Here is a 23,961-nt window from a genome sequence, read left to right as displayed (position 1 = left end):
ATTACCTTTGATCCGGTAACGGGTGCCGCCTGCCGATGCCGGCAGTGATGGCTTAAAAGGGAAGCCGGTGAAAAACCGGCGCTGTCCCCGCAACTGTAAACCCATAGAAGCTGATTTCTTCCTCTTGCCACTGTCCGACTGCCATCGGTTTTTTCCGGCAGAATGGATGGGAAGGCCGAAATCAGTGGGTGAGCCAGGAGACCTGCCTGATTGCCATTCATCAGATTTCGTTTCTTTCGGGTGAAGGGAAAGGAAATCGCGAACTTTTTAATCCGGGTAATCATGCGGTTTAGAGACGGGGTCTTCCTGTCCATACTGGCCGTTGCTTCTTCGCCAGTTTTTGGACAAACGGACGATTCCGGGCGTGCACTCCCTGTCGTAACCGTTCGGGGGGCCGTTCCTGAACGGTTTCTGGCCGGCCAGAAATCACAGCGGATCGATTCGGTCTCGCTGGAACAATTTCGCTTCCAGACCTTGACCGAGCTTTTATCCGCTACAACCCCCATCGCTTTCAAAGTGTATGGCCCCGGTCAGCTATCCACTGCTTCCTTTCGCGGAACGTCGGCCAATCATACCGCCCTTCTCTGGAATGGGATCAACATTAACCAGCCTACGCTTGGCCAGACGGATTTCTCGACTCTTCCCGTGGCGGGATTCGATCAGCTTTCGGTTCAATACGGTGCCTCCAGCAGCTGCCTGGGTTCGGATGCGGTGGGCGGCAGCGTTCTTCTGTCCGATACCCCGGACTGGAAGCAACCAGGTCTGACCGTCACGGCCGCGCAGCAATTCGGAAGTTTCCAAAACCGCAATTCTCAGATCGGCCTTCGTTTTTCCTCCAGGCAGTCGAACAGGTGGCAGGTGGCCGGTAAAACTTTCTTTTATACCTACCGATTTCCAAACCGGTATCCGTACCGGGAGCGGGGTCATTACTTCGTTGAGCAATCAAATACCGACCAGAAGGGTTTCATACAGGACTTTTATTTTAGGAACGATAAAAACCACCGGATTTCCCTCAACCTATGGTTTACTGATAATGATCTGATCGTTTCGCCTTTCGATACGGTTGTCCGGGAGCGAACCCGGTCGCAATCCCGGCGGGCGCTGGCTACCTATGAATTCAAACGCCTGACCATCCGGGCGGGTTGGATCAGGGACGTGATCGATTTTGCCCGAGGGAACTTCAACCGGCCGAGTCATTCCGAAACCGACCGCTATATCGGCCGGGCCGAACATGAGTTCAGCCGGAACGGCGGTAAATGGGAACTAACCGTCCGAAGCGGGGTTGAATTCTCCCACTACCAAACCCGGGTCGACGGCTACCACGACTCGCCCATTGGGGAAGACCGGGCGGATCTTTTTCTCCTCAGCCGGCTTCAGACCGACCGCTGGCGGTTTTCACTCAATGTCCGCCAGGCTTTCGTTTCCCGGTTTGATCCTCCTCCGGCTCCGTCGGTCGGAGCGGAGTACCTCCTCCTGCGTCAAAACCGGCATTCCCTGACCGGGAAAATTTCCCTGGGACGGAGTTACCGCGTTCCTACCCTGAATGAACGGTATTGGAAGGACCTCGGCAACCCCAACCTCCGGCCCGAAAACGGTTTCAATGCGGAAGCCGGTCTGAGCGGAGAATCGTCCCTCGGCGACCGGCTGAAAATCTCGGGTGAACTCACCGGGTTTCGAAACCGCATCGACGATTGGTCCTACTGGAACCCGGAATTCGGTTACCGGGTGGAAAATCTCCAACTGGTAGTAGCACGGGGTATCGAGTGGTCAGCGAACCTTCAGTATGTTCACCAGAAATGGAAGGCCGGGATAACTCCCGGATATGCCTATACGCGCTCCAGCCAGGAACGGGTTTACAATACCTACGCACAGGATATTGTGGGGAAACAACTGGCCTTCGTTCCCCTGCACTCTGCCCGCATCTCCGTGTATGCGGCCCTGGGCAGCACCCGGCTGACGGTCTGGCACCAGGCGGTCTCCAGGCGGTATACCACCTTCGATAACATCCAGTATTTAAAAGGATACCAGCTGACGAATCTTATTCTGGAAACTCAGCTTACCACCGGAATCATGAAAACACGCATCCAGGGGCAAGTCAACAATCTGTTTGATACGCTCTATCTGAACGTCAAGCGCAACGCGATGCCGGGCCGGAATTTTGCAGTTAATTTAATCATCCATCTGAATACACGAAAATCATGAATTCAACAAAAACCTGGAAGCTGGCCCTTGCGCTGCTGGCCGTCGTCAACTGGTCCTGTAACGACAATGACGATACCGGTTCTCCTTCCGCGCAACCGTACCGCTCCGGGGTCATCATTCGGAATGAAGGCAATTTTTCTCAAAATAACGGCTCCCTTTCTTTTTTGAACCGGGATGCTAAAACCGCCACCTACGATATTTTCAGCCAGGCCAACCAGCGGACGCTGACCGGTGGGGTTCATGGGTATACGGAAGTGGACGGGAAGGGCCTGATCCTGGTCGACAATAGTACGGCCGGCCAGGACAAGGTCGAGATTGTGGACGGCAATACCTTCCAGTCGCTGGCGACGCTGAAATCACCCGACATCGAAAACCCCCGTTATGCCATCAGGGTCGGCGCCAATAAAGCCTATGTGTCCTGTTGGGATGTTTCGGGGGATTTCAACAACGGGACCTTTTATAAGGATCCCGGCTATATTGCCGTCATCGACCTGGGAACCAACACCGTCACCAAAAAAATTCAGGTTCCGAAAGGGCCGGAAACGATGGTCATGGCCGGTACGGAAATCTTTGTCGGATCAGCGGGAGGGGTAAAAAACGTAACGGTTATCGATGCGGCCACCGATCAGGTGAAACCGCCGATCGAAATCGGTAATAATCCGAATCTGATCGGCCTGGATGCCAACGGTAAATTATGGATCAGTTCCGGGAGGGAGGTAATCCGGGTCAATCCCCAGACGAAAGCCATCGAAAACCGGCTAAAGGTTGGAACCAGCACGACGAAATCACCGGGTACGTTTCGGTTAAGTCCCGATTTGCAGACGGTGTATTTCGTATACTCGTTCTATGATGCGGCCGACAATTTCAGGCAAAAGGGAGAAACCTACCGCTTTTCCATCAACGATACGTCCATCCCGGCGGCAACCCCCTTTATCAACCGCCTTTTCTCGGGGTTGGGGGTCGACCCCCAGACCGGAATCCTCTACGCCGGGTTTACTCCATCCCTGGCCCAGGCGGGTTACGTTTACCGGTATCAGTCGAACGGAACGCTGATCGATTCGGTCAAAGCGGAGATCGGACCGTCCGGATTTTATTTTAAATAAAGCAGGATGAACCGAAAAAAAGCGATTGTCAGTTGGAGCGGGGGCAAGGATTCGGCCCTCGCTTTATTTTATGCGCAACAAAATCCTGAACTGGAGATCGTCGGCCTCATGACCTCAGTGAATGAGCGGTTCGGTCGAGTAAGTATGCACGGCGTCCGAACGAAATTAATTCAGGCTCAGGCGGACGCACTTCGGCTACCGCTTCAATTCGTCCGGTTTTCCGGCGAGGTTTCCCTGGAAATCTATAACGCCACCATGCAGAAAACCTTTGCGGCCCTCCGCGATGAAGGAATCAGCCGGGTAGTTTACGGTGATATTTTTCTGGAGGATCTGAAACAATACCGGGAACGGCAGTTGGAACGGGCAGGTCTTCAGGGCGTTTTTCCGTTGTGGAAAAAAGACTCCGGTAATATAATGGAAGAATTCCTGGCACTTGGTTTCAGAACGGTGCTGGTTTGCCTGAACGAAAATCATTTGCCTGAGCCCTGGGCCGGTCGTGAACTGGATCTGTCGGCCGTTCAGGAACTGCCGGCCTCGGTGGATCCCTGTGGGGAAAACGGAGAATACCATACGTTCGTTTTCGACGGACCCACTTTCAGCCGGCCGGTGAAATTTATTAAAGGTGAAGTGATCCGGAGAACCTACGAGCCCAGCGGATCGACCGATTGCCATGCGGATACGGAAGCCCGGCAACGCTGGGATACAGGTTTCATCTTCCAGGATTTGATTCCGAATGTGGATTAGTCGGCTACAAAATGTGGATCATGTGGATTCAGGCTGCATTATCCACAATTTTTCCACAAACTGTTCCACGTGAATCCATAAATCATTAATAGACAGTATATTATATAATACCCTGTCTATCAACATCTTATCCACAAATCATCCACACTTTATCCACATGGAATATTTGTTATATAATTTATATTATGTTAACTAACGTTTTTAACGGCCTTGGGTTCCGCCTTCCTTCTCCTTGTCTCGACCGATTCCTGAAAACAAAAAAGGCAGAGTCTGATCGACCTCTGCCTTTTTTGGTACTGAATTAGTTTACTATTATTTCGGATCGATGCAGGCGATCTTTTTCTCCTCGAACTGCTTCAGGATATTCCGGAGGTTCGTCAGGTTTTCGTTCAGATCCGCATCCGCATCCCGGACCGTCTTGGCTTTTTCAAAATACGGCAGCGCCTGTTTGAACTTACCACAAACCCGGCCTTCGACTTCTTTGCCGCGGACCTGGTATTCTTTCATGTCCATGCCGTCCACCTGCTTCTTCATTTCAACGGCTTCGTTAAAGTGAGAAACACCGAGGTTGAAGTTGGCGTCGTAGTTGTTCTGATCGAGCTGCAGCACTTTACCGTAATACTCGCGGGCCAGTGCACGGTCTTCACTCAGCTTCTTGGTAAGATCCGCAATTTTCTGCTCGGAGTTTCCGGCCCCCTGGCTCTGCTGAGCCTGCGCCTGGACGTCTTTCTCCAGGTTGGAAACTTTCGTTTTCGAATCCGCAATCATCTGGGTGACCGTGGCGATCTGCCGCTTCACATCCGCATTCTTGGGTTCCTTCTTCGCCCGGGCATTCAGGCGGCTCAGTTCACCCTGCATCGTGGTCAGGGCGGTTTTCTCGTCGGCCAGCTGCTTGGTGGCATCCGGACCCTTCTTCACCGACTCGTTCAGTTTCCGGAGTTCATCGGCTTCCCGGATGACGTTGTTGTCGTACAGGATACCGAGGTTCAGGAGATTTGTGGCGTTGTTCGGATCTTTCTCGGCCAGTTGTTTCATGCTGGCGATGGCGTCATCCGAACGACCGGACTGCACCAGAACATTGACGCGTTCGGCAGCGAGGTCCTTATTACCGGGCAGAGCGGCCAGACCCTTGTCCAGGGTGGCAACCGCCTTGTCGATATCTTTCTCCTGGCGGTACAGGTTCGCCAGCGTATAAAAAACGCTGGGGTCCTTCCCTCCGTTGGCGATATACCGTTCGAATTGCTCCTTCGCCATCGGAAGCTGCTGGGCCTGTTGGGCCGCAATACCGGTGTACAGCGCAGCCGTCGTATCTTTCGGATTGATCTGGCCGGCCATGCCCATCAGCTTGGCAGCCTCGTCGAATTTCTTCGCCTGATACTTCCCGGCACCGGCATTCATCATGGCCGAATACATGTTCTGCCCTTTCAGAGCCTCCTGCGCTTCCTTAGCCAGTTTACCCGGTCCGCCGTTCTTGTCCTTGTCCATTTCGACAACTTTTCCGTAGGCTTCGTAGGCAACAATCGCGGCATTGGAATCAAGCTTTATCGCCTGAGTCGCAATCTTTTCGTACGTCTGGGCGCGGTCCATCCAGGTTTTGGCCTTGGCAGAATTTTTAGCGTCCGTGATTGCTTTATCACTTTTCTCTTTTTCGCTAAGGAAGGCTTTCTCCGTCACTGCGTCGAGGCCTTGCTGGGCGAATGCACCTGCTGATAATAATCCCGCCAGCAGGAAGAACGAGAGTCTTTTCATGGGACTTGAATTAGGGTTGAACGTTTTTTTAAAACGAATTTTCGGGAAAGTACCGTATAATTTCCCGGATTATCAAGCTACAGAATCAGATGACCCTTCTTCCGTCGTCCCGGCGGGCGTCTCGGAGCTCGGGTCGATCAGGTCGATTTCCTCTTCCTCCTCCCGGGCAATCCGGGTCACGGAGGAAATTTCGTCACCGTCCCGCAGGTTGATCAGTCGGACCCCCTGGGTGTTCCGGCCGATCACCCGCACTTCTTCGACGTGCATCCGGATGGCGGTACCCGAGCGGGTAATGATCATCATATCGTCGGAATCGGTCACTTCCAGAATGCCGACCAGATTGCCGACCTTCTCGGTTACCTTCAGCGTCCCGACCCCTTTGGCGCCCCGGTTCGTGATCCGGTATTCGTCGATGGGCGAACGTTTCCCGAAGCCTTTCTCCGAAACCACCAGCAGCTGGGCGTCTTCGCGGCCGATGCAAACCATCCCGATCACATGGTCGCCCGGTTCGCTCAGGTCGATCCCGCGCACCCCGGCGGCCGTACGGCCCATCGGGCGCACCCGGCTCTCGTTGAAGCGAACGGCCTTCCCGGCGTTCGAGGCAATGACGATGTCGTTGTCACCGTTGGTCATACAAACGTTCAGCAGGCGGTCTCCCTCCTCTTCGTTGATCGTGATGGCGATGATCCCGTTCTGACGCGGGCGGGAGTAAGCCTCCAGCAGGGTTTTCTTGATCGTCCCCTGCTCGGTACACATGACAATATAATTATTATTGATATAGTCGGCGTTCTTCAGGTCCTTGACGTTGATGACCGCCCGCACCTTATCGTCGGATTCGATATTGATGAAGTTGGCCAGCGGCCGGCCTTTGGAATCACGGGCGCCTTCCGGCAGTTCGTAAACCGGCAGCCAGTACAGCCGTCCCTTCTGCGTAAAAATCAGCAGGGTGTTGTGCATGGTGGCGGAGAACAGGTGCTCGGTAAAATCGTCCTCCTTGGTTTTGGCCGCGCGGGAACCGACTCCTCCCCTGCTCTGCGTACGGTATTCGGTCAGGGCGGTCCGTTTGATGTAACCCTGGTGCGAAATGGTAATCAGCATTTCCTCGTCGGCAATCAGCGAGAGATCGCTGATGTTGCCGTCGCCCAGCATGTTGATCTCCGTCCGCCTGGGGTCACCGTACCGGGCCTTCAGGTCGAGCAGTTCCTCCTTGATGATCTGGAGTTTGCGGTCTTCGCTGGCCAGGATGCCTTTGAGGTCGGCGATCAGTCTCGCCAGTTCTTCGTATTCCGCAATGATCTTGTCGCGTTCCAGGCCGGTCAGTCGCTGCAGCCGCAGTTCGAGGATGGCCTTGGCCTGTACTTCGCTCAGCTGGAAGCGGTCCATCAGTCCCGATTTGGCCACGTCCGGGTCACGGGAGCTGCGAATCAGTTCGATAACGGCATCCAGGTTGTCAAGGGCGATGAGAAGCCCTTCCAGGATATGGGCCCGCTTCTCGGCTTCCCGCAGTTCGTACTGGGTCCGGCGCGTGACGACCTCCTGGCGGTGTTCGACGTAATACCGGATCATGTCCTTCAGGTTCAGCAGCATGGGCCGGCCTTTCACCAGCGCCACGTTGTTGATCCCGAAAGAGGACTGCAACTGGGTATATTTATAAAGATTGTTGAGAACGACGTTGGGAACCACATCCCGCTTCAGGTCATAGACCACCCGCAGACCGTCGCGGTCCGACTCGTCGCGGAAGGCCGAGATGCCTTCAATTTTCTTATCATTGATCAGTTCGGCCGTTTTTTCGAGCATAACGGCTTTATTGACCATATAGGGAATGTCGGTAACGATAATCTGGGTCTTGCCCCGATTCTCTTCGATGGTGGCGTGTGCCCGCAGCACCACGCGGCCGCGGCCGGTCCGGAAGGCACTCCGGACGCCTTCCATTCCATAGATGGTAGCGCCGGTCGGGAAGTCGGGAGCCAGCACGTGTTCCATCAGTTCGTCGATGGTCACGTCGTGGTTGTCGATGTAGGCCACGATACCGTTCACCACTTCAGTCAGGTTGTGGGGCGCCATGTTGGTCGCCATCCCGACCGCAATCCCGGACGAACCGTTCAGCAGCAGGTTCGGCAGTTTACCGGGCATCACCGACGGTTCTTCCAGCGAGTCGTCGAAGTTGTGCTGGAAATCGACGGTTTCCTTATAGATATCCGTCAGGATTTCCTCGGCGATGCGCTTCAGACGGGCTTCCGTATACCGCATGGCGGCCGGAGAATCCCCGTCGATCGAACCGAAGTTACCCTGACCGTCGACCAGCGGATACCGGAGGGACCAGTCCTGGGCCATCCGCACCATCGTATCATAGACGGAGGAGTCGCCGTGCGGGTGGTACTTTCCCAGCACCTCCCCGACGATCCGGGCCGATTTCTTGAACGGTTTGTTATAATTTACCCCTAACTCCGCCATTCCGAACAAAACCCGGCGATGCACGGGTTTCAGACCGTCGCGGACATCGGGCAACGCACGGGAGATAATGACCGACATCGAATAATCGATATAGGCCCCGCGCATTTCATCCTCAATGTTAATTGGAATAATGTTGTCGGTACTGTTCTGTTCTTCTGTCTCTTCTGCCATAGGAAGTCAGTAGACGGCCGATGGAATAGGCCGCAACGTTAGTTAAAAAAGTGGGCTCACAATACGGGAGTCTGATGAGTGGAAACCAGCAGGTATACTGATTTGCCTATCATACAAATATGCAAAAAAATCGCGACAAATAAAAGCATTTACCGCATTAAGTGCTATTATAAGTAGGATTGGAAGGAAGAATAAAGAAGCCGGCGCCGGGAAGCAGCCGGGCCGTGGCGAGGCAATAAAAGGGAAGAACGGGAAGGCGGGAACCGGCCGGATTCAGTCATTGACGACTCGCACTGCTTTCCGGGCTGGCGGCACCGCTCCGCCGTGATGAAGGCCGGAATGATTTTTCCGGTAGAATTCCCATAGGAACAGCCCGGCACAACAGGCCAGCAGCAGGGCAATCATGACCAACGTGCGCCGGAAACCCTGCCAATACCTTACCATCTTCTTTCCTGGAGCTTCGAATCGTCGGATCACGCGTGTAGGGAACCATCTCCCTCCCCGTGGGATCAACCCCACGGGAGGCTCGTTGAACATCTCTTTCGCAGACGAATATCGGTTGACCGGATTAAAAGAAGGTTAAATCATGATTAACACTCCCTTAAAGTCAAAAGGCCCAAAACACGAAATCAGGCCATGGACCAATCAGTAAGTTTTTAACCGTATACCATTCCAGGGCGGTATTTTCGTTGTTTAGTATACCAAAGGGATTGTCCTTTTTTCATACCGGAATGAGCGTTGGCCTAACCTCCGAAATCCATTCTTCCCTCTTTCTTGAGACGCTGCTCCGGTCGTCGCAGGACGGTATCGTCGTTTTCCGAACCCTCCGTGACCAGAACGAACAGGGCGTTGATTTCAGAGCGGTTCAGGCCAATAAAACGGCCTGCCGCATCCTCGGGCAAAACCCCGAGCAGTTATTTCAACTGACCCTGCGGCAGCAATACCCTCATCCCCTGCCGGCGGCCCTCCTCCGCATTCTGGAAGCCGTGGTCAGATCGGGGTCGGAAACGGCTGCAGAAACGTTTTCTCCGCAGGATCGGCCGGCGATGGAACTGACGGCCACCCCCTGGGCCGACGGGGCACTGGTTTTCCTGGCTCCCACCGTCCGCCCGACCGGCCCGCTCCCGGGGCATCCGGGAGCGGCCGACCGCACCGCCGAACTCCAGGCCACCAATGACCTGCTGACGGGCATCCTCGACTGCTCGATGAACGGGGTTCTGGCCTGTGAACCCGTTTTCGATACCCGGGAGCAGATCACGGATTTCCGGATTACCCTGGCCAACCAGCCCGCCAACGGCTTTCTGGGGCTGCCGGAAACACCGCTGGTTGGCAGTACCATCAAAAGCATTTACCCGGAAGCGGAACGGAACGGCCTCTACGGTCACCTCCTGATCACGGCCCGCACCGGCCAGGCCGGGCGGTTCGACCATTTCTACCATCGGGAGGGCTACAACGCCTGGTTCGACTTTTCGGTTACCCGGCACCGGGGCGGCATCGTGCTTTCCTTCGCCGACATTACGGAACTCAAACGTTCCAACCAGAGCCTGGAGCAGTTCGCATATGTGGCGTCCCATGACCTGCAGGAACCGCTGCGGAAAATTCAGTCGTTCGGCGAGGTGCTGACGAGCCAGTACCGTCCCCTGCTCGACGACGCCGGCGCCGACCTCATCAACCGGATGCACCAGGCCGCCAACCGGATGCAGACGCTCGTCCGGGACCTGCTGTCTTATTCCCGGCTGTCGACCCAGAAGGAACCCTTTCAGGTATACGCCCTGTCGGGCATCGTCGGTGAGGTTTTATCGGACCTCGATGTGGCCCTGAAGGAAAAAAAGGCGATCATCGACGTCGATCCGCTCCCGGAAATTCTGGGCGACGGATTGCAGCTCCGACAGCTGGTCCAGAACCTGATCAGCAACGCCCTGAAGTTCACCTATCCCGATTCCACGCCTTATCTCCGCATCGGCAGCCGCCGGGTCGGCCGGGCCGAACTGCCCACCGAAATCCGGCCGGTGGGCATGACGGTCGGGCCGGAATCGTTCTGGCAGATCGATTTCACGGACAACGGCATCGGCTTCGACGAAAAATATCTCGACCGCATTTTTACCATTTTTCAACGCCTGCACGGCCGCAGCCAGTATTCCGGAACCGGTATCGGCCTGGCGATCTGCAAGAAAGTCGTTGACAATCACCGGGGTTATATCACCGCCAGCAGCCGTCCCGGGGAAGGAGCCACGTTCCGGGTTTTTCTGCCCGCCTGAGCCGGATAGTCTTTTTTCGGAAGGATTAAGTATTTTTCCGGAAATAAGCCGAACCACCGACCTTCATGGACTCCTCTGCCCCTCCCGCCCTGACTCCTTCCGAACTTCAGGATGTTCTGGAATCGTCGATGACCGGGTGTGTGATCTACCAAGCCATCCGGAACCGGGCCGGCCAGATCATCGACTTTCAGGCGAGGTACTGCAACCAGGCGATGGCCGACCTGACCAAACAGTCGCGGCAGGACATCCTGAGCCGGACGGCCGGCGAACGCTTTCCCCACGGCCACCCCTTTTTTCAGCATTTTGTGGACGTCATCCGGACCGGCGAAAGCAGGCGGTTCGAGGAACAGGCTCTTTTCGTGAATACCTGGTACGACGTGTCCATCACCCGGCTGGGCGACGGCGTGGCGGTTTCCTTTCTGAATATTACCCCGGCCAAGGTGGTTTCACTCCAGCTCCAGGAAGCGGCCATCCAGCTGCAAAGCCTGCTCGACGGCTCGCTGGCCTGCATCACCACCCTCGAAGCGGTTCGGGACGATGCGGGCCGGATCGTCGATCTGGTCTATACCACCGCCAACCGGGCCGCCGAAATTCTGGAAGGACTGCCGGCCGAAGAGATGATCGGCCGGAGAATACTGGACCTCTTTCCGGGGGTCCGGATCTCCGGCCTCTTTGACCGATATGTCCATACCATCGAAACCGGAGAGGTGCAGCGGTTCGAGCATTTCTACGATGCGGACGGGTTTACCGGCTGGCTTGATTTTTCGATGGTTCGCTACAACAGCAACGGCATCCTGCTGACCTATCTCGATATTACCCAGTCGAAACTGACCCAGTTTCAGCTCGAAGCCAACGTCCGGGATCTGAAGCGGTCCAACGAAGAACTGGAACAGTTTGCCTACGTAGCCAGCCATGACCTTCAGGAGCCGCTGCGCAAGATTCAGTCGTTCGGCGACGTACTCCTGAACCGCCACGGAGCCGACCTGGGACCGCAGGCCGCCGGGCTGGTGTCCCGGATGCAGGATGCGGCCCAGCGCATGAAAAACCTCATCCACGACCTGCTCACGTTTTCCCGGGTTTCCTCCCGTCACGATCCCTTCCGGCCCGTCGATCTGAAAGTGATTTGCCGGGAGGTCATCAGCGACCTCGATCCCGCGCTCCAGCCGTTCGTCCGGGTCGGGGACATTCCGGTGGTTTCCGGCGACCCGACCCAGCTGCGGCAGCTCTTTCAGAATCTGCTCACCAACGCGCTGAAGTTCATCGGACCCAACGTGAAACCGGAGGTGCGGATCAGCAGCCGGCTGAGAACCGGCGCCGACCTTCCGGAGGTGATCCTTCCCGAACGCCGACCCGCCGACCAGTCCCGGGATTTTTGGGAAATCAGCATCGCCGACAACGGCATCGGCTTCGACGAAAAATACCTCGACCGCATTTTTACCATTTTTCAGCGCCTGCATAACCGGTCGCAGTTTCCCGGAACGGGCATCGGCCTGGCGGTTTGCAAAAAGGTGGTCGACAACCATAACGGTTACATTTCCGCCAGCAGCCGACCGGGTGCCGGGGCCACCTTCCAGGTCTATTTTCCCCGGCTGCCGGACGGCTATTCGACGGCTTCCTCTTCGTTTTGAATCGGTAAAGAAGGCGTCCCTACCTTCTGAATCTTTGCGTACCTTTGACCCGGAGGGACCCATTCCCAACCGTTTATTCATCCTATGACCCTGCCTGCTTTTTTCTTTCGCCTGAGCCTGGCGCTGCTGCCGCTGGCCGGCTGGGGCGCCCGCGTCGATACGCTGGAGGTGCCGAGTGCTTCCATGAACCGCACCCTCCGGGCCGCCGTGGTTCTGCCGGAGCGGTATCGAAAAACGAAACGGCCGTTTCCGGTTCTGTACCTCCTGCACGGAGGCACGGGAAGCTTCCGCGACTGGCTCACCAAAACGCCCGACAAAACCCTGCTCCACCGGCTGGCCGACGAATATAATCTCATCATCGTCACCCCGGACGGTGACCCGACCAGTTATTACTTCGACAGCCCGCTGGAGAAAACCAGCCAGTTCGAGACGTTCATCTCCCGGGAGCTGGTCGAGGTGATCGACAGCCGCTTCCGAACCGTCCGCGACCGCAAAGGGCGGGTCATCGCCGGGCTTTCCATGGGTGGTCACGGGGCCCTGTTCATTTCGTCGCGGCATCCGGACCTGTATGCCGCCGCCGGCAGCATGAGCGGTGTCATGAACATCAATACCGCCACCTGGAAAGTACCGCCGGAGTTTGCGCGGTCCCGGTCCGAGAACTTCGTCAAATTGCTGGGGCCGCCGAAAGAGGGCGATGCGCCCTATCCCGGCTATACGATGGTTACCCTGGCCGACCGGCTGAAAGCCAACCAGCTACCCCTCATCCTGGACATCGGCGTCGACGATTTCCTCATTGAAACGAACCGGGACCTCCACCGGCGGCTGACGGAAAACAAAACACCCCACGATTATACGGAACGGCCCGGTGCGCACACCTGGGAATACTGGCAGAACGCTCTCCCCTACCAGGTCCTGTTTTTTCACAACATTCTGAAGAACAATCAGGTAACTATCCACTGAACCGTCCATGAAGATAACCCGCTTTCTCCTGATTCCGGCCCTGTCCTGTCTGGTCGGGCTGGCAGCCATGAATCCGGTCCGGGAGACGCCCGAACCCGTCCGGGTAACCGGCGGCCTGATTTCCGGTACCATTACCCCGGACGGCGGCCTCCGCATCTACAAAGGCATTCCGTTTGCCGCTCCGCCCGTGGGTGAATACCGATGGAAAGCCCCCCAGCCCGTGAAACCCTGGACCGGGGTTCGGAAGTGCGAACAGTACGGACCCAGTCCGATGCAGGGCAGCCCGGCGCCGTTCAGCATGTGGAGCGCCGAATTCCTGATTCCGAAAGAGCCCATCAGCGAAGACTGTCTGTATCTGAACGTCTGGACCGGGGCGAAAACCGCCCGGGAGAAACGGCCGGTGCTGGTCTGGATTTACGGGGGTGGCTTCAACAGCGGAGGAAGCGCCGTACCGATCTATGACGGGGAAGCTACGGCGAAAAAAGGCATCGTGTTTGTCAGTATCAACTACCGGGTCGGGCCGTTCGGATTTCTGGCGCACCCGGAGCTGACGAAGGAATCCGGGAAAAATGCTTCCGGTAATTACGGTCTGATGGACCAGGTGGCCGCCCTCCGGTGGGTCCGGCAAAATATTGGGACCTTCGGGGGTGACCCGGAAAATGTAACCATCGCCGGGCAATCGGCCGGTTCCATGAGCGTCAATTGCCTGGTGGCCTCCCCGCTGGCGGCCGGGCTGTTCACCAAGGCCATCGCAGAGAGCGGAGCCAATTTTACCCGGCCCCAGCCAGGGCTTCAACAGGCCGAAGAAGCCGGCCTCAAACTCATGCAGTCCGTGGGAGCTTCAAGCCTGGCCGACCTCCGGAGCAGCCCGGCGTCCGAGATTCTGCAGAAAGCGCAGGGAATGCGGGGGCCGATTGTCGACGGGGTCGTCCTGCCGGCTTCCGTCTCCGAACTGTTTTCATCGGGCCGGTCGAACCCGGTAGTCCTGCTGACGGGCTGGAACGAGAACGAAGGCATCCTGATGGGACCGGTCAAAACGGCCGCCGATTTTCGCCGTCAGGCCGAACAGGAGTACGGCTCGGCAGCCCCTCAATTATTGAAAGCCTATCCTGCCGGCACCGATGCCGAAGCGGCTGCGTCCCAGAAAAATCTTTCCCGGGATCTGATTTTCGGGGTCCAGAATTATGCCTGGGCCAACGTGCAGGCCGGTCTGGGCCGCCGGGCCTACGTGTACCGGTTTACGCGCAACGTGCCGGCCACCGGGCAATATGCGGCCTACGGCGCCTTTCATACCGGGGAAGTCGCCTACGCCTGGGACAACCTTTCATTCATCGACCACAGCCTCCGGCCCCTGAACCGGACCGATACGGAACTGGCCGGTATTATGTCCGCCTATTGGGCCAATTTCATCAAAACCGGGGATCCGAACGGCAACGGTCTCCCAAACTGGCCGCCGTATTCGGTAAAGGGAAAAAAGATCATGGATCTGGGCGACCGCCCGGCTGCCCGGAAGCTACCGGACGCCACGGCCCTGGACCTGCTCCTGTCGCTTACCGCTCCGAGATAACCTGGGAAAATTCACCGGGCCTCAACAAATTCGGCAAAAATACTGGGGAGAGTTCACCCAAACGGACCTATTCCTACCCACGTTCCGGGTGGTTCGGACAACGACGGTTTTCAACCAGAACCCGCGGAGGAATGTGGGTAGTTACCGGTCCTGAGGGGGAGTCCGGCGGGTCGGAAGGAAAAAGAAAAAACCAGCGGATCCGCTGGTTTTTATCCGGTTTACTCAACGTTATGAAAAACTTTTCTCGGAGTAAAGATGAAAAAAGGAATTTAAATATCAATTAAATGCCAATTAAAATTTTAGTAGTTATTACTTAAGTATACAAAATCTATATAATGGTTATTTCTTTCTAATCGGATGATAGCTACCCTTCTCCTGCCTGTTTAAAAATTATTCAGTAAAATTAAACGAAAGCCCGCCCTGCGAATAGTGTGTTCAGGAAGCCCGTATAATAACTTTAAATCGCCGGATTTCGGAAAACAATCGGGCGTGAATCCTGCTGCGAAAGTTGCCAAACCGGGTTCTGGGACGCTATATCCAACTCTTTGGATAAGGCCTCAACGGCGAAGTCCGGAACTTATCCTGCTCCATTTCGTAAAAAATAAAAGAATGGATTAAATGTCTGATTTGTTGAATATTTATTCAACGTATATTGATTACCTTTACAACAGGCAATGCCCTTCTTTAAACTAATCCGGCTGATGGCACGTAAATATCAAATCATTATTACGGACGATGACGAGGACGACCGGCTTCTGTTTAAGTCCGTGTTCGATACGACCTGGCTGGATTGCGACGTAACCTTTGCCTGTGACGGGGTAGAATTGCTGGATACTCTGGGGAAAGCCTCCCAACTGCCGGCCCTGATCTTTCTGGATCTGAACATGCCCCGCATGGACGGTTTCATGACCCTGCGGGAACTCCGTTCGAACCCGGCCTACCGAACCGTGCCCGTCATCATCTTTACCACCTCCTCGCTGCCCGAACATATCGCCCAGTGCTATGAGATGGGAGCCAATTCATTCCTGACCAAACCATCCGGTTACCATCAGCTTACCCAGCTGATTCGTCAGCTGCGCGCCTTCTGGCTGGACACGGCCAAGATTCCGGCCAATACCGAGTTCGTTTCCAGTCTCTGAATCCAACTGCCCCCATTGCGGAACGGCCGGTTACGGCTTTTCCATTTCCTGCCGGCGTACTCTCCGACCCTGCCTCAAAGCGGCAAAGTGGACTTGCCATGTCCTTTCACCGGAAGGCTCTCCCCTATCTTGTTCTTTTCCAAAGGATTGCTGGGAATACCGGGATAATTTCCTAATATTGTATCAGTTTGGTACAATAATTCCTGATTCCCATGGGGGAACTTTCTTCTAACCAATCCCTGTCTGCATGAAACAATTTCTGACGGGTCTGGCCGTAATCGGTCTGGCTCCGGCCATGTTCGCGGTGGCTCAGCCCTCCACGGACGGTAAAACGGACCCGGTCGTCCGGGTGTCCATCAAAGACGGCCGAACCCTGGCCTACTCGCCTTCCTCCGGCCTCCGGCTGCTGACGGTCGAGGGCCAGTCCTTCAAGGACCTCAACAAAAACGGAAAACTCGACCCGTATGAGGACTGGCGGCTTCCGGTCGATGCCCGGGCCAGAGACCTTGCGTCGAAAATGACCGTCGAGCAAATGGCGGGGCTGATGCTCTACAGCCGCCATCAACCCATTCCGGCCGCACCCGGCGGGCCTTTCGCCGGAACCTACAACGGCAAACCGTTTGCGCAGAGCGGACTCGACCCGGCCTCCCTCTCCGACCAGCAGCGCGAATTTCTAACCCGCGACAACGTCCGGCATGTTCTGATCACCTCGGTTCAAAGTCCCGAAATTGCCGCCCGCTGGAACAATAACGCCCAGGCGCTCGTGGAAGGGCTGGGGCTGGGGATACCGATCAACAGCAGTTCGGACCCCCGGCACGGCACCCGGGCCGATGCCGAGTTCAACGCGGGGGCCGGCGGGTCGATTTCCATGTGGCCCGGTTCGCTCGGTCTGGCGGCCACCTTCTCGCCCGACCTGGTCCGCCGGTTCGGACAGATCGCGGCCACCGAATACCGGGCGCTGGGCCTGACGACGGCCCTATCCCCCCAGATCGACCTGGCGACGGACCCCCGCTGGAACCGGTTCAGCGGCACCTTCGGCGAAGATCCGAAACTCGCGACCGACCTGGCCCGGGCCTACATCGACGGTTTTCAGACTTCGACCGGAAGCCGGGAAATTGCCGGCGGATGGGGTTACGGCAGCGTCAACGCCATGGTCAAACACTGGCCGGGAGGAGGTTCCGGGGAAGGCGGACGGGATGCGCACTACGGCTTCGGGAAGTATGCCGTATACCCTGGTAACCATTTTGAAACCCACCTCCTGCCCTTTACGGAAGGCGCCTTCAAACTGGGCGGAAAAACCGGCATGGCGTCGGCGGTGATGCCGTATTATACGATCTCCTGGAATCAGGACCGGAAAAACGGTGAGAACGTCGGGAACAGTTATAACAAATACATCATCGGCGACCTCCTCCGGGGCAAATACCGCTACGACGGGGTGGTCTGCACCGACTGGAACATTACGGCCGACGAAACGGCGGTGGATATTTTCCTGACCGGCAAACCGTGGGGCGTCGACCAACTGTCGGTGGCCGAGCGGCATTATAAAATCCTGGTAGCCGGGGCCGACCAGTTCGGCGGGAACAACGAGGCCGCCCCGGTGATCGAAGCCTATCGGATCGGGGTGAAGGAACAGGGCGAAAAAGCCATGCGGGCACGGTTCGAACAGTCGGCGGTGCGGCTCCTGCGCAACCTGTTCCGCACCGGCCTGTTTGAAAATCCGTATTTGAAACCCGAGGAGACAAAAGCCGCCGTGGGCAGCCCGGAATTCATGCTGGCCGGGTTCGAAGCCCAGCTCCAGTCGGTCGTGATGCTGAAAAACAGGGGGAGAGTGTTGCCGCTGGCGAAAAACAAAACCGTGTATGTGCCGAAGAAATTCACGCCGGCGGGCCGCAATTTTCTGGGTATCGAAACTCCGGAAAAACTCGACTACCCGGTCAGCATGGATATCGTCCGGAAGTATTTCAAAACCACCGACAACCCGGCGGAGGCCGACTTCGCGCTGGTGGTCATCCACAGCCCCAACTCCGGCCTGGGATACGATGCGAAAGCCGCCAAAGCCGGGGGTTCGGGCTACGTGCCCCTCAGCCTGCAATTCGGCGAATACACCGCGACCGGTGCGCGTAACCCGAGTCTGGCGGGCGGGGACAAATTCGAAACCTCCCCGAACCGGTCCTATAACGGAAAACGGACCAAAGCCATCAATAATACCGATCTGTCGATGGTTACCGACACCTACGCCAGAATGGCCGGAAAACCGGTGATCGTGGCGATGAACATGGCCAATCCGGCGGTATTCAGCGAATTCGAGCCGCAGTCGAACGCCATCCTGGCCCATTTCGGCGTGCAGGATCAGGCCCTTCTGGAGACACTGACGGGCGGCAGCGAGCCCTCGGCCCTGCTGCCGTTCCAGCTTCCGGCGGACATGAACACCGTGGAGCGCCAGTTCGAGGACGTCCCCCGCGACATGAAATGTTACGTCGATTCGGAAGGAAATACCTACGATTTTGCCTTCGGGCTAAACTGGAAAGGAATCATTCGGGATTCAAGGACAGCCACTTACAAAAAAGCGGCCGTAAGTTTGAAATAGAAGACTTGAAAAGCCATCCGGTATTTTTCTATTTTTGGCTTTTAACCCTACGAATCTGTATGAGAAAAAGCGTTTTCATTCCGACCCTTTCCCTATTAACCGTATCGGCCCTGAGTATGCAGGCCCAAGACAAACCCAAACCACAGGATACGGAGGTCTGGGAACCCGTTCCGAAGGTCGTCAGCACGGGCAAAACCCCGATGGACCCGCCTTCGGACGCCATCATCCTGTTCGACGGAAAAAACCTGGACGAATGGGTGTCGGTCAAAGACAAATCGCCCGCCAAATGGAAAGTGGCCGACGGCGTCCTGACGGTCGACAAATCGACGGGGAACATCGAAACGAAGCGGTCGTTCAAAAACTACCAGCTCCATATCGAATGGCGCATTCCGCCGACCATCAACGGCACCGGCCAGGGCCGCGGCAACAGCGGGATCTTCCTGGCGTCGACCGGCCCGGGCGATGCCGGCTATGAAATGCAGGTTCTGGACTCGTATGAGAACAAAACCTACGTCAACGGCCAGGCCGGAAGTATCTACAAACAGGGCATCCCTCTGGTCAACGCTACGAAAAAACCGGGTGAATGGCAGGTCTACGACGTCGTCTGGACGGCCCCGACCTTCAACGCCGACGGCTCGGTGAAAACCCCGGCCCACATTACGGCCTTTCATAACGGCGCCCTGATCCAGAACAACTTCGAGCTGAAAGGCGAAACGCTCTACATCGGAAAACCGTCGTACAAAAAATACGAATCGGCGCCGATCAAACTTCAGTCGCACGGCGACCCGAGCGAACCCATCAGCTTCCGGAACATCTGGGTGCGCGAGTTGTAGGCCCGGACTGCATGCCACCTACCGACGGGGTGAAATCACTGGATTTCACCCCGTTTTTTTATGGCAAAAGGCAGATCGCCGGGGGCCGTAAAAAAACCGGGCCGAACGCGGCATTTTGGACTTAAAATTGTAACTGATCGGTTGTAGCTACCCGGACGCTCTGTCTGACAAACCGTTGACGATTCTTTTACGATATTTCCTCTCCTGCCGCCGTTTGCTCTCCGGAATAGTTGCCGGGCGGGCGGTTCCGTATGGGCCGGGTTTCGGCCGGATTTTACCCTGGGCCGCCCTGGTCCTGCTGCTGGCCGGCCTGGTATCCGGCTGTTCGATGATGGGCCTCAACCCCCTGAGTCAGGAGACGGTTCAGGCCCGGAACGGAATCATCGACCTGCGAAATGTCCCGGTGGCGGAACAGGAAATCGCCCTCGAAGGAACCTGGAAATGGTACTGGAAGCAGCTTCGAAAACCGGGTGACCCTCCCTCTCCCTCTGAATTAATTTCATTTCCGAAACTCTGGAGCGAAAGCAAATGGGGCGGGCAGCCCGTTGGAAATCAGGGATATGCCACCTACGAGTTAATCATCCTGGTCCGGCCCCGCGAGCGGCCGCTGGCCCTGCGCATCCCCGATCTGTATACCGCCTACCGGATTTATCTCAACGGAAAGGAAGCCGCCCGGAACGGGAGCCCGGGCATAAGCGCGGAAACCACCAGGCCTTTCTGGTCGACGCATCTGGAAATTCTGCCTGCCGACACCGACACCCTCCATCTGCTGATGCAGGTAGCGAACTTCCAGCACTCCAAGGGCGGACCGAACAAACCGATCATTCTGGGCGATGCGGACCGCCTTCAGCAGGGTCTGAACGTGAATTATGCCCTCGATTTCATTCTGACCGGGTGTCTGTTTATGGGAGGGCTGTTTTTTCTGGGTCTGTATCTGTTCGGCCGCCACGAAAAATCGGTTCTGTATTTTTCCCTGTTCTGCCTCGTTTACAGTTACCGCATCATCGGCAGCGATCATTACGTCCTGCATACGCTGCTCCGGGACTCGGGCTGGAACCTTACGGTTCACCTGGAGTATCTGTCGTTGTTCCTGGGGGTGGCCCTGTTCGTCCGGTACACGGCTTCGCTTTATCCGGAGGATGTGAACCATCGGATCATGGGCGCCATGGCGGGCCTGTGTTATACCTTTTCGGCGGTTACCCTGGCGGCTCCGCCGGTCATTTTCACCCGGCTGATCAACCTGTTTCTGGTGCTGATGTTCCTGTACATCGGTTATGCCTTCTACGTGTACCAGCTGGCCGCCCGCCGAAAGCGGCCGGGGGCGGAATACGCCCTGATGAGTACGGGGGTGCTGCTGGCCGTGTTCATCATTATCATTTTCAAATACTTCGGCATTGCCTTCCCTGAAAATACCGTCCTGTTCACCGGGTACCTCGGCTTCTTCTTCCTCCAGTCGCTGGTGCTGTCCTACCGGTTCGCTTTCGCGCTCCGGACCGCCAAGGAGCAGGCCGAGGAAGGGCTGAAAGCGAAAAGTGAATTTCTCAGTACGATGAGTCACGAGATCCGGACGCCCCTCAACGCCGTCATCGGCATGACCCACCTGCTGCTGGAAGACCAGCCCCGTCCGGACCAGAAACAACATCTGGACGTGCTGCTTTTCTCGGCCAATAACCTGCTGAACATCGTCAACGACATCCTGGATTTCAATAAGATCGAAGCCGGAAAAATTCAGCTGGAAGCCATTCCGATGGACCTCGCCGGCATCCTGAAGAACATCGTCGCCGGCTACCGGACGTCGGCCGACGAGAAAAAAATCGACCTGAAGCTGGACCTTGATCCGGGGTTCCGGACCCGGGTGGTCGGCGATCCCACCCGGCTGACGCAGGTGGTTTCCAATCTGGTACACAATGCCATCAAGTTTACCGAAACCGGCGAAGTGCGGGTAAGCCTGGCAGTGGAAGACCGGCGGGCGAATCAGATCACCGTTACGCTGAAGGTGCAGGACACCGGTATCGGCATTGCCTCCGATAAGCAGGAACTGATTTTCAACCGGTTTACCCAGGCCGACTCCTCCATGTCGCGGAGTTACGGGGGTACGGGTCTGGGGCTTTCCATCTGCCGGCGGCTGCTTGAACTCCAGAACGTCAGCCTTCGGCTCACCAGCACCCCGGGAACGGGTTCGGCCTTTTATTTCACCCAGACGTTTCCGACCGTCGATACCCCCGCGGAACAGCCGGCGGAGGATAAAAAACCGATCTGGGAAGGGAAGCCCCTGGAGGGCCTTTCCCTGCTTCTGGTGGAAGACAATGCCATGAACGTGCTGCTGGCGACCAAACTCCTGACCCGCATGGGCGCCACCCTCGACGTAGCCAACAACGGCCTCCAGGCCCTCGAAAAGCTGGATACCGCCCGGCATCGGCTGATTCTGATGGATCTCCAGATGCCCATCATGGACGGCTACGAAGCCAGCCGCCGGCTCCGCGACCGGGGCGAAACGCTGCCGATCCTGGCGCTGACGGCCAGCCTCGAAGAGGAAATCGGCGACCGCGTCCGGGCTTCCGGCATGAACGGCATTCTGGTGAAACCATTCAACCCGAACGACCTGCTCGGGATCATTCTGAAATACACGAAACCCACCCCGACGAGCTGACCTCTTCCGGGTGGGTTCCTTATGTAAAAGCCGGTTTCAGCTTAGAATCCTCCGGCAATATTCCACGCATTTTCTGACTTCCGCAACCGCGGTGGACCCTTCCGGTACCTTATATTCCAGTTCGACGGTGGCCGGGAAGGCATACTTCTCTTTCCGCATCAGACTCAGCACCTCGGTCAGGGGAGTGTCGCCCTGACCCCAGGGCAGGTTGCCTTTCCCGTGAGCCGGATTCTGGCGGTCCTTGATGTGCATGCTGGCGATGCGGTCGTGTTTCCGGCGGATCAGCCCCAGGGGGTCGGGCTGGCCGGCGGCTATGTAGTGCCCGAGGTCGAAGTTCATGGCATTGCCCGGCGACTGGGCCAGGGCGGTGTCCCAGAAAGTCGGCGTCTGCTGTTCATGGCCGTGGTAACCGACCCGGATGCCGTGCTTCTGGGCGGCCTGCCCGAGTTTCAGCGTGTGGGCGTCGTTGGCCGGATGTTCGAGCGTCACCTGGTTGGCTCCCAGGGCTTTGGCGGCCCGCATCCCGTAGTCGATGTCGGCGTCCGTGCTCTGCATCCCGAAGGCGTCGGGTTTGAAGCCGTAGATGGTCACCCCGGCCTGGTTGTACATCTTGCGGACCTGTTCGAACTTCGCCATGGAGGCCGACTGCCGCCATTTCGATACCTCGGCCCGGTAGGCCTTCATCTGGGCATCGGCATCGGCCAGCAGTTTCTGTTCGTCTTCGGTCAGGGTCTGGTTTTCCCGCCGTTTTCGCATCAGAGGAAAAACCGTCTTCATATCCACCGTATTTTTCGGGGCGCCGGCGAAGGTTTCGGCCGGACCGCCCATCAGTTCGATGGCGCTGATTCCGCTGTCGAGAACGTATTGCAGGGTAGCCTCCGCGCTCTGATCGGGCATATCGCGGAAGGAATACGTAATGACTCCGATCTGAACGCCGTTGATCAGGGAGTTCGGCTTGTTCAGGTTTCGGATCAGGGCCGGCGCTCCGAACACCCGGGAGGTTCCGGCCATGGCGCCGGCGACGAGGGCCGCGGAGGCACCGAGAAAATGACGACGGGAATACTGGTCTTTCATAAGGCGATTGCTTCTGTGCGTGAACTTGTCAAAGAAAGCCTTAGATTACAAAAATCTCCCCGTTTTGTCCTGCGCAATCGGCCGGCTCCCCGAATTTCCCGATCGGCCGGGTATTTTTACCGATCAGCCTGCCCGGCGAGGGGCGGCAAAACCGGGCCGGATGGCGGGATTTCGGTCCCGACGGGGCGGCCCCGTCCGTCTTCCGGGACTCCTCCCCCACCGGGCGACGGAACCGCCGGTTTTCCAATCCCTTCAGGCGATGTGGTAGCCGGTCGTGTGCTTGATTTCCTTGAGAACGAAGGTGCTGTTGAGGGTGCCGATGTTCTCGATCTTGGAGAGTTTGTTCCGTACGAAGTCGTGGTACTCGGGCAGGCTGCCGATGTTGATCTTCAGCAGGAAATCGACCTCGCCGGCCATGTGGTAGCACTCCTGCACCTCTTCCAGTTTCTGAATTTCCTCCTCGAATTTTTCGATAAACGCCTTGTCGTGGTACCGCATCGATACCTGGCAGAAGGTAGTGATGGGCTGGCTGAGCAGGTCCTTGTTCAGAACGGCCACATATTGCCGGATGTAGCCCAGACTTTCGAGCCGTTTGATGCGCTCATAGACCGGCGAAATGGTCAGCCCCAGCCGACCGGCCAGTTCCTTCGTCGTCACCTTCGCATCCTGCTGCAGGATGCGAAGGATCGTTTTGTCGGTTTCGTCCAGATGTTCCATGAAGAAAGATTTTCTGCCGGAGGATTTTCCCGGCGGCCTTTTCCCGTGTTTTTTCTGCCAATTTTAAACAACTCAACAATATTCACGGCCTCGCCGACAAATATGCAACGATTTCGCTTTAAAAA

The 23,961-nt window shown here is 56.8% G+C and carries 15 protein-coding genes and 1 riboswitch; of the genes, 11 read left to right on the top strand and 4 right to left on the bottom strand.

What is annotated here, in order from left to right:
* The first annotated feature begins 3 nt into the window (after positions 1-3).
* A riboswitch (cobalamin riboswitch) is annotated at positions 4-224 on the top strand.
* 58 nt (positions 225-282) lie between these two features.
* From DX909_RS02210 to DX909_RS02200, 3 genes are read left to right on the top strand one after another with little or no spacing between them, the layout of a single operon-like run.
* Positions 283-2,202 carry a TonB-dependent receptor plug domain-containing protein gene (locus tag DX909_RS02210; protein ID WP_128543422.1) on the top strand — a complete coding sequence of 640 codons (1,920 nt, stop codon included), beginning with the start codon at positions 283-285 and terminating at the stop codon, positions 2,200-2,202.
* A complete protein-coding gene (locus DX909_RS02205; RefSeq protein WP_128543421.1) occupies positions 2,199-3,305 on the top strand; it encodes a DUF5074 domain-containing protein in 1,107 nt (368 codons plus the stop codon). The genes DX909_RS02210 and DX909_RS02205 overlap by 4 nt, the downstream gene beginning before the upstream one ends.
* Positions 3,306-3,311: 6 nt before the next feature.
* Positions 3,312-4,049: a Dph6-related ATP pyrophosphatase gene (locus DX909_RS02200; protein WP_128543420.1), complete on the top strand. Its 738-nt coding sequence runs from the start codon at positions 3,312-3,314 to the stop codon at positions 4,047-4,049.
* 312 nt (positions 4,050-4,361) lie between these two features.
* Here DX909_RS02200 and DX909_RS02195 read toward each other — a convergent pair whose 3' ends face one another.
* Together DX909_RS02195 and gyrA are read right to left on the bottom strand one after the other, a co-directional pair.
* The gene (locus DX909_RS02195) at positions 4,362-5,798 is read right to left on the bottom strand and encodes a tetratricopeptide repeat protein (protein WP_128543419.1); all 1,437 of its coding nucleotides are present in this window, start codon (positions 5,796-5,798) and stop codon (positions 4,362-4,364) included.
* Between the two features lie 72 nt (positions 5,799-5,870).
* Positions 5,871-8,423 (bottom strand): DNA gyrase subunit A, encoded by a 2,553-nt coding sequence (gene gyrA, locus DX909_RS02190; RefSeq protein ID WP_128543418.1) that lies wholly within the window; start codon positions 8,421-8,423, stop codon positions 5,871-5,873.
* Positions 8,424-9,154: 731 nt separating this feature from the next.
* Here gyrA and DX909_RS02185 point away from each other — a divergent pair.
* From DX909_RS02185 to DX909_RS02150, 8 genes are all read left to right on the top strand, one after another.
* The gene (locus DX909_RS02185; RefSeq protein WP_128543417.1) at positions 9,155-10,681 is read left to right on the top strand and encodes a PAS domain-containing sensor histidine kinase; all 1,527 of its coding nucleotides are present in this window, start codon (positions 9,155-9,157) and stop codon (positions 10,679-10,681) included.
* A gap of 65 nt (positions 10,682-10,746) precedes the next feature.
* The gene (locus DX909_RS02180) at positions 10,747-12,309 is read left to right on the top strand and encodes a sensor histidine kinase (protein ID WP_128543416.1); all 1,563 of its coding nucleotides are present in this window, start codon (positions 10,747-10,749) and stop codon (positions 12,307-12,309) included.
* 84 nt (positions 12,310-12,393) lie between these two features.
* Entirely contained in the window at positions 12,394-13,269 is an 876-nt protein-coding gene (locus DX909_RS02175) for an alpha/beta hydrolase (protein ID WP_128543415.1), read from the top strand.
* A 7-nt stretch (positions 13,270-13,276) separates the two neighbouring features.
* A complete protein-coding gene (locus DX909_RS02170) occupies positions 13,277-14,836 on the top strand; it encodes a carboxylesterase/lipase family protein (protein ID WP_128543414.1) in 1,560 nt (519 codons plus the stop codon).
* 701 nt (positions 14,837-15,537) lie between these two features.
* Positions 15,538-15,975, top strand: a complete 438-nt coding sequence (locus DX909_RS02165) for a response regulator (protein ID WP_164851179.1) — start codon at positions 15,538-15,540, stop codon at positions 15,973-15,975.
* A 247-nt stretch (positions 15,976-16,222) separates the two neighbouring features.
* Complete coding sequence (locus tag DX909_RS02160) at positions 16,223-18,562, top strand: glycoside hydrolase family 3 protein (protein WP_128543412.1); 2,340 nt, start codon at positions 16,223-16,225, stop codon at positions 18,560-18,562.
* A 59-nt stretch (positions 18,563-18,621) separates the two neighbouring features.
* Positions 18,622-19,395: a 3-keto-disaccharide hydrolase gene (locus tag DX909_RS02155; protein WP_128543411.1), complete on the top strand. Its 774-nt coding sequence runs from the start codon at positions 18,622-18,624 to the stop codon at positions 19,393-19,395.
* 175 nt (positions 19,396-19,570) lie between these two features.
* Positions 19,571-22,045, top strand: coding sequence for an ATP-binding protein (locus tag DX909_RS02150; RefSeq protein WP_128543410.1), 2,475 nt, complete (start codon positions 19,571-19,573; stop codon positions 22,043-22,045).
* Positions 22,046-22,081: 36 nt separating this feature from the next.
* Here the strand turns inward: DX909_RS02150 and DX909_RS02145 are convergent, their stop codons facing one another.
* Together DX909_RS02145 and DX909_RS02140 are read right to left on the bottom strand one after the other, a co-directional pair.
* Positions 22,082-23,119 carry a sugar phosphate isomerase/epimerase family protein gene (locus DX909_RS02145; protein ID WP_128543409.1) on the bottom strand — a complete coding sequence of 346 codons (1,038 nt, stop codon included), beginning with the start codon at positions 23,117-23,119 and terminating at the stop codon, positions 22,082-22,084.
* A 252-nt stretch (positions 23,120-23,371) separates the two neighbouring features.
* Positions 23,372-23,836, bottom strand: coding sequence for an Lrp/AsnC family transcriptional regulator (locus DX909_RS02140; RefSeq protein ID WP_128543408.1), 465 nt, complete (start codon positions 23,834-23,836; stop codon positions 23,372-23,374).
* Positions 23,837-23,961 lie beyond the last annotated feature (125 nt).

Origin of the sequence: Larkinella soli, assembly GCF_003703975.1 — a bacterium.
In the GTDB taxonomy this organism is placed as follows: domain Bacteria; phylum Bacteroidota; class Bacteroidia; order Cytophagales; family Spirosomataceae; genus Larkinella; species Larkinella soli.
This window is presented reverse-complemented; position numbering and strand designations above follow the sequence as displayed.

Bases quoted from the DNA above. Each gene is read 5' to 3' on its own strand.
- DX909_RS02210 (WP_128543422.1), top strand. From the start codon at position 283: ATGCGGTTTAGAGACGGGGTCTTCCTGTCCATACTGGCCGTTGCTTCT.
- DX909_RS02205 (WP_128543421.1), top strand. From the start codon at position 2,199: ATGAATTCAACAAAAACCTGGAAGCTGGCCCTTGCGCTGCTGGCCGTC.
- DX909_RS02200 (WP_128543420.1), top strand. From the start codon at position 3,312: ATGAACCGAAAAAAAGCGATTGTCAGTTGGAGCGGGGGCAAGGATTCG.
- DX909_RS02195 (WP_128543419.1), bottom strand. From the start codon at position 5,798: ATGAAAAGACTCTCGTTCTTCCTGCTGGCGGGATTATTATCAGCAGGT.
- gyrA (WP_128543418.1), bottom strand. From the start codon at position 8,423: ATGGCAGAAGAGACAGAAGAACAGAACAGTACCGACAACATTATTCCA.
- DX909_RS02185 (WP_128543417.1), top strand. From the start codon at position 9,155: ATGAGCGTTGGCCTAACCTCCGAAATCCATTCTTCCCTCTTTCTTGAG.
- DX909_RS02180 (WP_128543416.1), top strand. From the start codon at position 10,747: ATGGACTCCTCTGCCCCTCCCGCCCTGACTCCTTCCGAACTTCAGGAT.
- DX909_RS02175 (WP_128543415.1), top strand. From the start codon at position 12,394: ATGACCCTGCCTGCTTTTTTCTTTCGCCTGAGCCTGGCGCTGCTGCCG.
- DX909_RS02170 (WP_128543414.1), top strand. From the start codon at position 13,277: ATGAAGATAACCCGCTTTCTCCTGATTCCGGCCCTGTCCTGTCTGGTC.
- DX909_RS02165 (WP_164851179.1), top strand. From the start codon at position 15,538: ATGGCACGTAAATATCAAATCATTATTACGGACGATGACGAGGACGAC.
- DX909_RS02160 (WP_128543412.1), top strand. From the start codon at position 16,223: ATGAAACAATTTCTGACGGGTCTGGCCGTAATCGGTCTGGCTCCGGCC.
- DX909_RS02155 (WP_128543411.1), top strand. From the start codon at position 18,622: ATGAGAAAAAGCGTTTTCATTCCGACCCTTTCCCTATTAACCGTATCG.
- DX909_RS02145 (WP_128543409.1), bottom strand. From the start codon at position 23,119: ATGAAAGACCAGTATTCCCGTCGTCATTTTCTCGGTGCCTCCGCGGCC.
- DX909_RS02140 (WP_128543408.1), bottom strand. From the start codon at position 23,836: ATGGAACATCTGGACGAAACCGACAAAACGATCCTTCGCATCCTGCAG.